A 10,604-nucleotide genomic window follows, 5' to 3' on the forward strand; every position below is an offset into this window, starting at 1 on the left:
CTGCCGGTAGCAGACCTCGTGGGATTCACCCGTGGACAACAAGGGGCTCGGGGCCCGCGCCGGTTCTGCCGGGTCCTGACGGAGCCCGGGCCGCCAGGACCGCCTCATCCGTCGACTTGGCCGCGCCGCCCGCTGTCGCCCTCCCAGCGCGAGGGAGCTTGTGGGACGCGCGCCTCGATGAGCGTATCGCGGCGCCGCAAGCGTCCAATGCCCCGGGCGGCGCATGAGGACCCTCAGCCTGACGGGCGTCGGGTCCGGGCAGGTCGATGCGCGCCACCAGGCCCGCCCGATGCGCCCAGACCCCCATGGACCTACTGCGCCGCGACTCCCGCCGCTTCCGCCCCGAATGGGCGGTGGGTCGTGGACGTACGCCCACGCTCGGCGCCTGGTCCGGGCTCGTGGTGCGCCGCGTTCGTCACGGGGCCCGGTGCTCCAGGGCGGTGGTCGGCTGGGCGGGGTCCACCGTGACGGGGGCACCAAATTTCGCGCTCGAAGCCCCGGACCAGGCCGCCTGGGCCAGGGGCAGCCGAGGGGCGCAGTCTCAAAGGGCCCATCCAGCACTCGGACCATGGGGCGCAGTACCTGTCGATCCGCTACAGCCAGCGGCCCACCGATGAGGCGACCCGGAGCCTCCACCGGGCAAGTGGCCTCCTCCCACAGGCAACGTCACCGCCGAAGCCCTCAAGCAAGCCCCTGCAAAGGCGAGCTCATCTGGATGCACGCCTGGAAGGGACGCGACGAGGTCGAAGCGGCGACCGCCGACTGGGTGTCCTGGTACAACACCACCCGCCCGCACCGCTACAACCCCGACTACATGGCCCCGGCCGCCGCTGAGGCCCTCTACTACGACACCCACCGCGACGACCAGAAGGCCGCCGCGCGACAACAACCCCCTCCACAAAACCCGGGAGAATCCATCTCGGAGATTTCGGCGTCATAGCACCGCTAGCGGCCATGCCATGAAGGAGCCCAGGATCAGGTAGGGACCGTAGGCCATGGGGTCCTTACGGCCTGCCCGCCGGAGGGTGAGGAGCGCGAGCGCCCCGATGCCCCCGGCCATGATCCCGATCCAGAGGCCGAGCACGGGCATCATGGCTCCGTACCATCCGAGCCAGAGTCCTATGACGGCGCACAGCTTGACATCGCCGAGTCCGAGGCCGGTGCGCATCAGGGCGGCAAGGAGACTGATGGCCCCCGCGCCCAGGGCGCAGAGCACGGCTCGCAGGGCGTTATGGGCTAGCGCGGGCGTCATCGCGATAGCGCCGCCGCCGCACAGCATGAGCCATCCTGAGGCGCAGCCGAGGAGCCGGTTGGGGAGGATGTGAGCGACGGCGTCGGCACTGGCGGCAACGCCTAGGAGGGCGAGGACTGGGAGGGTTGTCGCAGCCGGGACCTGGGCGCCGGTCCGATTCCCCCACCATGCCGCGCCGCCACAGGTGACCAGTGCGAGCACGGCCTGCGGCAACGGCCCTAGGAGCCAGAGGTGACGCAGAGTGGGACGCCACTCGGCTCGAGTGTCGGCATCCTCTGCTCCTAGGCCAGCGGTTCTCTCGTGAGCCGACGATGGCTCAGCTAGCTCAGGGGAAGCACTGGGGCGCGGCTCCCCAGACGGCTCGCTTCCCCCGGGCGCCTCGGGGCGCGCGAGTTTGTGGACGTAGTTCCGTGCCCATCGCGCCACAGGACCTGCGGCCAGTCCCACGATGGCAGCGGCCTCAGCTGCGAGAAGCCAGTTCATGCCGTGCATTATGCCCGCATGCCCCCTTCACGGCAGGGGCGGGCGATGGGTTCTTGCGCGTTCGACGCCCCGTCTGGGGGCCAACCGCTCCCGGTCGGCATCTGTGTGATGGTGAGGACCGAGCCCCGCTGGATGCCGAGGGCGTGCGCCTGCCCCTCCTCCATCTCGACGACGGCGGTGGCGGAGACTTGGGGCGCGCCCATGCGCCCTGATCGGTGGGTAGTCATGGTGACGACCTATCCCGCCCTGGATAGATAGACCGCATCGAGCGCGTACCTCATACCGAAGCAGTGGATCCAGTTGCAGCGGGGGATCCAGAGGGCTCCGGCGATGCCGTCGGTGCCGAGAAGACCCTTGTTGCGCTCAGCCCGAGTGCGAGCCGTCCACACGCGGACCGAGGTCACGCGCCCATCCACGATGAGAAGCGGTAGAACGGATGGATCATCGGAGGACCACACAGGGGATGTCGACGTCATACACCCGACTCTAGGCGAGCAACGATAGGGTGCACGAGGGGCGAGCGCCCTAGGCGCGCCCCTTCTCCACACCCTTGTCGTCACGCATGCATGCGTGGCTCAACAAGGAAGGCGCCAACTCCGGCACCAATGAGAATAGCGACGGCGTCATGGAGCATCGCTTGGTTGGTCCCACCCGTGGTCAATAACTGGAACAGCAGCACGAGCAAGGCTGTGATTAGTCCGTAGGCAATGCAGTAGATGACTCCGAACAAGCGGTTCGAGTAACCCTCCTGCCGACGAAGCCAGATAAGCCCAACTAGAAAGACCAGAGCCTGCCGCAGCCCTTCAATTCCAAAGAACAATAGAGGAAAGCCCGCATTAGGATCAGCGAGCCCGAACACGTCAATAGCCCCAGGAATCGCGACAATGAGAAGATTATATAAGAGCACGGACACAAAACTTCCCGCCGACACCGCAAGAAGATTCCAAGCATGAAGCCTACGCACCATGGATCAATTTTTCGCGGCAATAGCGCTAAAAACTATGTCCCATAAAGGTGTCCCCTGCGCTAGTTTTCCTGGCTCAGCGATCGCGATAATCCGCCAGAACCCTGCGCTTCCGTCAGACACATAAAAACACACTTGATCCACTGTCTTTGGTGTCGCACCCGCGGATCCACCATCCGAATGAGTCCAACTTATGATAAACGCCTCTACCTCTTCATCACCTATCGGCCAAGTCTCAGCGGTCCTCGCGACATACGTGTTCTCACGCGTCGGACTCATGAGAAGAGTTTCTTGAGCAAACCCCTCCGCATTCAGACTACGCCCTGCATCGTCCGCGTAGGTAACGAGGATCCGCGGGATCTCGGTTCCCGCACCATCTGGCCAAATTGTCGTCTCCAGCGCACCATAAGCATCGGTCCACTCTTGAGACGCAGCCCCCTCAGGTACCGTCAAGGTCAGACCGTACATCTGCAGCGGCTTGCCCTTTGGAGACGTGGGCCTGACCCCTCTCGAAGGCAGATCCGGTACTGCAGGAACCTCGCTGGCCGGCCTCCATTCCACCGGAGTCGGCTCAACGGAAGCCCCTGCCTGACTCGCGGAAGATCGAGACATAGCACCGTCATCCGCGCTACCTGAATCACAGCCCGCCAGCACGACGACACCTCCTACCAGAGCGAGTCCCCCTATACCCCTACGCGAGAGTACCGCTTCTCCCTTTATACATGATGAGGCCATGAGCGTCAACTCCTCTTTCAAGTCTAGCATTTGTCCCACGTCACCCACCGTGTTCCATCCCGGTACTCGCCTCCACTGTAGTTCACAGACTTGCTCTCATCCGTATACCCAATTCCGAAATTGAAGCCATCCCCCTTTGCAGAAACGTCGAGGGCTAGATTCGCATTGTCGTCGGCAACAATATTTCTCTTCGTTGCTGTACCATTGGCTTTAGCTTCTTCAACGAACTCCTCATAAGGGTTATGGCCACCCAAAGTCTGCACCACCCCGTACACTGGAATCCCTGCAGCGAGCATGAGATTATATCCCTTTTCAGCTGAAGCAGGATTAGTCATATCCACCTGAGTTTCAACCACTTGCCCGCCTTCCTTGCCGATTCCCGGATCGTCACCGATCAGCGGGTTGAGAATCTCACCCTTGACCTCACCATTAACAATAGACGTCATCGTCGTAGTCAGCGGCTTTCCGTTAAAATCGACCTTAACGGCGATCATCGACTCCATCATACCATTGGCTTGACCATGAATATCGGTTGCGACAGGATTCACTTGAATGGTTCCATCAGCAGTTAGGGAGACATTGGCCTTATAATAGTAAGTGGCACTGCCATCTGCATCAAAGGTCGCCCCCAGGGCTCCGGATAGGTCTGCCTGAGCCCCAGCCGAGGCTGGGCCGGCGTTTAGCACTACCACTCAGGCTGCCACGCACACCGCCCTCAACGGTATGCGATTTCGGCTTGGGAAGCTTGTATGTCCGAGCACCATGAGAGTCGGTAACATAATCGTAGATCCCTTTAATTGGATCCACAACAGGGGTAGTGTCATTGGTGATCTGATTTTAGAAATAGTCCACCATTCGCCCCATCTCTTCCTTAGAGCCGACTTCATAGGTGGTGGAATATTCTACAGCAGCACCAACTTCGGCAGCGACATTTTTACCTACACTGCCACCCACTTTCGAACCTTTCCTATCGCTTGACCCACCATTCTTACCGCCTCCTTTACTTTTATCATCAAAGCTATGATCGCGACTTTGATCATCCCACGTGCCACTAGCGCTAATTCCCGGCGAGGTGAACTCATAACTCACATCACCTTTATATGTCCTTGTAATCCTATAGGTTCCATCGCTCATTTTCTCGACCTTTAATCTTTCACCACCCTCAAGGGTGACGAAGAAGGTCCCGCTGACGCTCTTCTCTCGTGAATTCTCTGAAACAACGCACGGCTCTTTTGGCTTCCTATCGTCTGCTTTGTTATCACTCGCGCCACAAGATAGAGGAGAGCCTCCTCCAAGCTGGGAGATAGCGCTCTGGATCTTGCAGACGATAGTCTTTCCGATGTCTGTACCAGCTGTTCCCAGACCAGCCGCGATAATGGCAGCGATGAGCACCGCGACTACAATCGCCATCCCAGAGTGCTCGACCAGGGTCTGACCACGCTCATTTCTGCATCTCTTCTGGGACATGAGGTTGGACCTCCACGCTAAATAGTCGAGGATTAGAACGACTTTCAGTACAGCAGAACGGCTGTCAGAGGACTAGGGGCGCCCGCCCCATCCCGCGCCCCTTCGCGCATCATTGCAGCCCTCCAGACGCTCACCCTCGACATCCTCGGAACCCCGCTCGCCCCTCACGCCTCCTGCTATCAGCAGACACACCTGGGCCCCGGCCACCTCGCGGGTGGTCGGGGCCCAGGATGATCAAGCGGGTCCCCCGCCGGCTCAGGCCGCGTGGGCGCGAGCCGGCGTCGGGGACGGGCTCACTTGAGGGTGACGGTGGCGCCGGCGCCCTCGAGCTGCTCCTTGGCCTTCTCGGCGGCCTCCTTGTTGGCGCCCTCGAGGACGGGCTTCGGAGCGCCGTCGACGAGGTCCTTGGCCTCCTTCAGACCGAGGGAGGTCAGGGCGCGCACCTCCTTGATGACCTGGATCTTCTTGTCGCCGGCGGCCTCGAGGATGACGTCGAACTCGGTCTTCTCCTCGGCGGCCTCGCCACCGGCGGCGGCAGCGCCGGGAGCGGCGGCCACGGCCACGGCGGCCGGGGCGGCGGCGGTGACGTCGAAGGTCTCCTCGAAGGCCTTGACGAACTCGGACAGCTCGATGAGGGTGAGCTCCTTGAAGGCCTCGATGAGCTCGTCGGTGGTCAGCTTCGCCATGATGGGCGTTCCTTCCTGGTTAAGTGGTTCCTGCGCGGGCAGGATGGGGGATGACGCGCGCGGCCCGGATCAGGCCGCGGCCTCCTGCTTGTCGCGCAGGGCGTCGACGGTGCGCACGGTCTTGGAGGCCGGTGCGGCGAAGAGGTACGCGGCCTTGGACAGGGACGCCTTCATAGCGCCCGCAGCCTTGGCGAGCAGAACCTCGCGGGATTCGAGAGATGCGAGCTTGTCGACGCCGTCGGCGGACAGCACGGAGCCGTCCATGACACCGCCCTTGATGACGAGCTCCTTGTTGTCCTTGGCGAAGTCACGCAGGGCCTTCGCGGCCTCCACCGGCTCACCGGTGACGAAGGTCAGGGCCGTGGGGCCCTTGAGGTCCTCCGCGAATGCCTCGAAGCCGACCTGGCGGGCGGCGATCGCGGCAAGCGTGTTCTTCACCACGGTGTACTCGGCGTTGCCGGCGAGCGAGCGGCGCAGCGTCTTCAGCTGGGCGACGCTCATCCCGCGGTACTCAGTCAGCAGCACGGCGCCGGAGGCGCGGAACTTGTCCGCGATCTCGGCAACAGCCGCTTCCTTGTCAGGCCGTGCCATGGGCCCTCCTTCCGTGGTCTGCCGCAGCGCCCCTCACGGAAGAAGCCCCGCGCCGGTGGGCACGGGGCTCGCGGCCCAGCGATGCTGGAGCGATCTCGTCTCACCTGCGCCGGCTCCGCCCATGGCGGACTTGGTCCCGCTCGCGCGGGAGACCTGCGGTCTTTGGCAAGGCACACTCTGCCCGTTGACCGCGCTCCCACGCAAGCCAGGAGGGGGCCGACGCGCGGTGCGATCGCTCACTCCCCGGCTCCTGCCCCGGCTCGCCCGCCAACATCCCGAAGCGCAAATGACGACGGCGCCGCGCGCCCCGGTGCGGGGCGGGCGGCGCCGTCGGGCGCGATCGCGGGCGCTCAGACCTTGGTGACATCCATCGGGATGCCGGGGCCCATCGTCGTGGCCATGGTGGCCTTGAGGATGTAGCGGCCCTTCGACGTCGACGGCTTGAGGCGCAGGACCTCCTCGAGGGCGGCCTTGAAGTTGTCCTCGAGCTGGGCCTCGGTGAACGAGGACTTGCCGATGATGAAGTTGAGGTTCGCGGCGCGGTCCACGCGGAACTCGATGCGGCCGCCCTTGATGTCGGTGACGGCCTTGGTCACGTCCATCGTCACGGTGCCGGTCTTGGGGTTGGGCATGAGGCCGCGGGGGCCCAGCACGCGGCCCAGGCGGCCGACCTTGCCCATGAGGTCCGGGGTGGCGACGGCGGCGTCGAAGTCCGTCCAGCCCTTGGCGACCTTCTCGATGAGCTCGTCGCCGCCGACCTCGTCCGCGCCCGCGGCGAGGGCCTGCTCGGCCCGATCGCCGACGGCGAAGACGATGACGCGGGCGGTCTTACCAGTACCGTGCGGCAGGGACACGGTGCCACGCACCATCTGGTCGGCCTTGCGGGGGTCCACGCCCAGGCGGAGGACGACGTCCACGGTGGAGTCGAACTTCGTCACGGACGTGGCCTTGGCCAGCTTCACGGCCTCGGCCGGGGTGTAGAGGATCCCGGACTGGATCTTCTCAGCGGCGGCGCGGTAGGCCTTGCTGCGCTTAGTCATCTGCTTCTCCTTGGCAGTCGTGGTGAACGGGCCGCGCATGGCCCTTCCACGGGGTCTTGATCGGGGGTGCCGGGGCCTCAGGCCTCGACGGTGATGCCCATCGAACGGGCGGTGCCGGCGATGATCTTGGAGGCGGCCTCGACGTCGTTGGCGTTGAGGTCGGCCATCTTGGCCTCGGCGATCTCGCGCACCTGGGCGGCGGTCATCGAGCCGACCTTCGCGGAGTGCGGCGTCGAGGATCCCTTGGCCACGCCGGCGGCCTTCTTGATGAGCTCGGCGGCCGGAGGGGTCTTGAGGACGAAGGTGAAGGAGCGGTCCTCGTAGACGGTGATCTCAACGGGGATGACGTTGCCGCGCTGGGACTCCGTGGCGGCGTTGTACGCCTTGCAGAACTCCATGATGTTGACGCCGTGCTGGCCGAGCGCGGGGCCGATCGGCGGCGCGGGGTTCGCGGCGCCGGCCTGGATCTGGAGCTTGATGAGCCCAGAGACCTTCTTCTTGGGTGCCATGTGTATGGGTCTTTCTTGTCCGGATGCCGCGCGCCTGCCGCGCGGCGGTGCGCAGGAGCGCACGAGGGCCCATCCTAGCCCCCGCACGGCACCCCGATAATGCCCGGTGCCCGGTATCACAAGCGCTCGCGCTGTGATACCGGGCACCGGGAGCGCCTGCCGCACTCGTGCGGCACCGGTTCGCCGCGCCATCCGCTCCCGGCGGCGCCGTGCGCGCCGGGCCGACGGCCGGCCTCAGATCTTGGACACCTGGGTGAAGGAGAGCTCGGCCGGGGTGTCGCGGCCGAACAGGGAGATGAGCACCTGGAGCTTCTGGGTGTCCGGGTGGATCTCGGAGATCGTGGCCGGCAGGGACTCGAAGGGGCCGTCGGTGACGATGACCGACTCGCCCACGGAGAAGTCGACCTCGTAGACCTGCCCCCCGGCGGCGACCTGCGTGGCCCCGCCCTCCTCGCGGCTCTCCTTGGAGCCGGCGGCCTGCTTGGCGGCGACCTCTTCAGGGGTGGGGCCGAGCTGGGAGACGGCCTCCTCGAAGGTCAGCGGCACCGGGTTGTAGCGGTCCCCCACGAAGCCGGTGACGGCCGGGGTGTCCTTGATGGTGCGCCAGACGTGATCGGAGGTCTCCGGGTCGTCCAGGTCCATGCGCACGAACACGTAGCCGGGGATGCGGACCCGGGACACCTCCTTCTTCTTGTTGGACGCCTTGATCTCGATGACCGTCTCCATGGGGACGACGGCGTCGAAGACGTAGTCCTCGATCTCGAAGTTCTCGGCACGGGCCTTGATGTCCGCGGCCACGCGGCGCTCGTAGCCGGAGTAGGTGTGCAGCACGTACCACTCGCCGGGCAGGGAGGACATCTCCTTGCGGAAGTCCTCCAGCGGGTCGACGGCGGGGGCGTCGTCGACGGCGCCGGTCTCCTCGACAGCGGTTTCCTCGAGCGTCTCTTCGGACACGGTGTACCTGCTTTCCACTGGCTTCTTCAGGCTGACGGGTGGGCGCTGGGCGCGGCGGGACTCAGCCGAGGCCCCACAGGACCAGGCGGTCGAAGATGGTGTCGAGGATGCCGGTGAAGGCCATGATCGCGACGATGAACACCACCACGACGACGAAGTAGGTCCACAGCTCGTTCTTCGTGGGCCAGATGACCTTGCGCATCTCATCGATGACCTGGCGGATGAACCGCATGACGCGCTTGATGGGGTTGCCACTGCGCGTGGATGCGTCCTTGGCGGCGCTCTCGCTCATTCTCATGATCCTCGGGGTGCTCGACGGTCCGATTCCTTGCCATCCCTGACGGGACGAGAAGACGAACCGACGGGATCTCCCGACAGATCCGCCGTTCTCAGCAGGGCAGGCGGGACTCGAACCCACAACCGCCGGTTTTGGAGACCGGTGCGCTACCAATTGCGCCACTGCCCTTCAGCGGTGACCCATCCTGCCACAGGTTCCCTCGGGAGTGGAAACAGCGGCGGGGTGGGCTGCACCACTGCCGGCGCTCCAAAACCTGGAACAACGGCAGACAGCCTGGAGGAATCCGGTAAAATAGCGGCCGTCGTCTGATATCCGACGAGAGGTGGCCCGGCGATTCGGGAGCGCGCTCCGCGCGAGCCCCGCGCACCGCGCCCGAGCAGCCCCGGCACCACTCGACCTCGCAAGAGGAGGCCGCCATGACCACTGCCCGGAACCCCGCCACAGCCCTCCCGACGCCAGGGACCCCCGGCCCGATCGGCGCCGGTGCCGACGATGCCGGCGGCGCCGCCCGCCCCGCGCCCGACGCGATCCTCGGCGCCTACGCCTCACTGCCCGAGTCCCAGGAGGGCCAGGAGGAGTACTACCGGCTCCTGGCGCGGATCCCGGGCGTCCGCGGGCTCGAGATCCCCTTCAGGGACGACCTCGGCGGGGCGGCGGGCCTGCCCTGGCTGGCCTCCCAGCTCGCGCCCCACTGGGACCGCAACATCGTCACCGCGATCCCCGGAACCATGATGCGCGTGTGGGCCACCGGCTCCTTCGGCCTGGCCTCCACCGATCGCCAGGGCCGCGCCGACGCCCTCGCCTTCACCCGCTCGGTGCGCGACGGCGTCGAGGCCCTGCGGGAGACGGCCGGACACGAGGTCGTGGCCGCCGTCGAGATCCACTCCGCGCCCTCGGGCGAGCCCGGGGTGGCGCACAGCGCCGAGGCCTTCGGGGAGTCGCTGTCGCAGATCATCGACTACGACTGGGGCGACGCGCTGCTGCTGGTGGAGCACTGCGACGCCTTCGTCGCGCCCGACCTGGGCGAGAAGCGCCTGCTCGGCATCGATGAGGAGCTGGAGGTCCTGCGCGTCCTCGATCACCCCCGCGTGCGCATGTCCCTCAACTGGGGGCGCTCGGCCCTCGAGGCTCGCGACGCCGCCACCGCCCTGGAGCACGTGCGCCTCGCCCGCGCCGCCGGGGCGCTGGAGGGGGTCATGTTCTCCGGGGCCGGCCCCGAGGACACCCGCTACGCGAAGGCGTGGATGGATGGGCACCTGCCCCTCGACGTCGACGAGCCCGGATCGGTGATGAGCGCCGAGGACGTGCGCGCCTGCTCCCTGGCCGCCGTGGAGCCCGCCGCGGATGCCGAGGGGGGCATCGCGCCGGCCTCCTACCTCGGCGCGAAGTGCCAGGTTCCAGCCGAGGCCGGCCCCGAGCAGCGCGCGGCATTCCTCACCCGCATCCTCGACGCCACCCGCATCTGACCGCCCCCAATCGCCGAGACCGGTCGAAAACGTCATTGAAACCACTATGTTGGTTGTGGGTGGGTGGGTCTGACTCAATCGAGACCTGACGGCCCCTGGTTTGCGGGGTGTGTCCTTGGACCGGCCTGTCGGCCCTTGCCCGCCCACGGTTCATTCGGT

General features: G+C 65.6%; 13 protein-coding genes and 1 tRNA gene. 2 read left to right on the forward strand and 12 right to left on the reverse strand.

The genetic code is table 11. The features are described 5' to 3' along the window. The first annotated feature begins 613 nt into the window (after positions 1-613). Positions 614-940 carry an integrase core domain-containing protein gene (locus tag B1H55_RS07530; RefSeq protein WP_476920307.1) on the forward strand — a complete coding sequence of 109 codons (327 nt, stop codon included), beginning with the start codon at positions 614-616 and terminating at the stop codon, positions 938-940. Here the strand turns inward: B1H55_RS07530 and B1H55_RS12845 are convergent. From B1H55_RS12845 to B1H55_RS07575, 12 genes are all read right to left on the reverse strand, one after another. Then, positions 935-1,744 carry a prepilin peptidase gene (locus B1H55_RS12845; RefSeq protein ID WP_077240483.1) on the reverse strand — a complete coding sequence of 270 codons (810 nt, stop codon included), beginning with the start codon at positions 1,742-1,744 and terminating at the stop codon, positions 935-937. The genes B1H55_RS07530 and B1H55_RS12845 overlap by 6 nt on opposite strands. Before the next feature lie 227 nt (positions 1,745-1,971). Further along, the gene (locus B1H55_RS12850; protein ID WP_231952787.1) at positions 1,972-2,211 is read right to left on the reverse strand and encodes a DUF192 domain-containing protein; all 240 of its coding nucleotides are present in this window, start codon (positions 2,209-2,211) and stop codon (positions 1,972-1,974) included. A gap of 80 nt (positions 2,212-2,291) precedes the next feature. Then, on the reverse strand, positions 2,292-2,702 hold the full coding sequence (locus B1H55_RS12320; protein WP_143163814.1) for a hypothetical protein: 411 nt from the start codon (positions 2,700-2,702) through the stop codon (positions 2,292-2,294). Positions 2,703-3,457: 755 nt separating this feature from the next. Beyond that, positions 3,458-3,982: a hypothetical protein gene (locus B1H55_RS12325; RefSeq protein WP_143221376.1), complete on the reverse strand. Its 525-nt coding sequence runs from the start codon at positions 3,980-3,982 to the stop codon at positions 3,458-3,460. 289 nt (positions 3,983-4,271) lie between these two features. Next, the gene (locus B1H55_RS12330) at positions 4,272-4,901 is read right to left on the reverse strand and encodes a hypothetical protein (RefSeq protein WP_143163816.1); all 630 of its coding nucleotides are present in this window, start codon (positions 4,899-4,901) and stop codon (positions 4,272-4,274) included. A gap of 293 nt (positions 4,902-5,194) precedes the next feature. Further along, entirely contained in the window at positions 5,195-5,587 is a 393-nt protein-coding gene (rplL, locus tag B1H55_RS07545; protein WP_073451464.1) for a 50S ribosomal protein L7/L12, read from the reverse strand. A 69-nt stretch (positions 5,588-5,656) separates the two neighbouring features. After that, a complete protein-coding gene (gene rplJ, locus B1H55_RS07550; RefSeq protein WP_073451465.1) occupies positions 5,657-6,178 on the reverse strand; it encodes a 50S ribosomal protein L10 in 522 nt (173 codons plus the stop codon). Positions 6,179-6,528: 350 nt separating this feature from the next. After that, the gene (gene rplA / locus B1H55_RS07555) at positions 6,529-7,218 is read right to left on the reverse strand and encodes a 50S ribosomal protein L1 (RefSeq protein WP_073451466.1); all 690 of its coding nucleotides are present in this window, start codon (positions 7,216-7,218) and stop codon (positions 6,529-6,531) included. A gap of 77 nt (positions 7,219-7,295) precedes the next feature. Next, positions 7,296-7,727 carry a 50S ribosomal protein L11 gene (rplK, locus tag B1H55_RS07560; protein WP_073451467.1) on the reverse strand — a complete coding sequence of 144 codons (432 nt, stop codon included), beginning with the start codon at positions 7,725-7,727 and terminating at the stop codon, positions 7,296-7,298. Positions 7,728-7,961: 234 nt separating this feature from the next. Next, the gene (gene nusG / locus B1H55_RS07565; protein WP_073451468.1) at positions 7,962-8,681 is read right to left on the reverse strand and encodes a transcription termination/antitermination protein NusG; all 720 of its coding nucleotides are present in this window, start codon (positions 8,679-8,681) and stop codon (positions 7,962-7,964) included. A 61-nt stretch (positions 8,682-8,742) separates the two neighbouring features. Beyond that, positions 8,743-8,973, reverse strand: a complete 231-nt coding sequence (gene secE / locus B1H55_RS07570; RefSeq protein WP_073451469.1) for a preprotein translocase subunit SecE — start codon at positions 8,971-8,973, stop codon at positions 8,743-8,745. A gap of 101 nt (positions 8,974-9,074) precedes the next feature. Further along, positions 9,075-9,147, reverse strand: a tRNA-Trp gene (locus B1H55_RS07575). A gap of 248 nt (positions 9,148-9,395) precedes the next feature. Here B1H55_RS07575 and B1H55_RS07580 point away from each other — a divergent pair. After that, on the forward strand, positions 9,396-10,445 hold the full coding sequence (locus tag B1H55_RS07580; RefSeq protein ID WP_080461666.1) for a DUF4862 family protein: 1,050 nt from the start codon (positions 9,396-9,398) through the stop codon (positions 10,443-10,445). Positions 10,446-10,604: the final 159 nt, after the last annotated feature.

This window comes from Actinomyces denticolens, from assembly GCF_002072185.1.
Classification (GTDB): Bacteria; Actinomycetota; Actinomycetes; order Actinomycetales; family Actinomycetaceae; genus Actinomyces; species Actinomyces denticolens.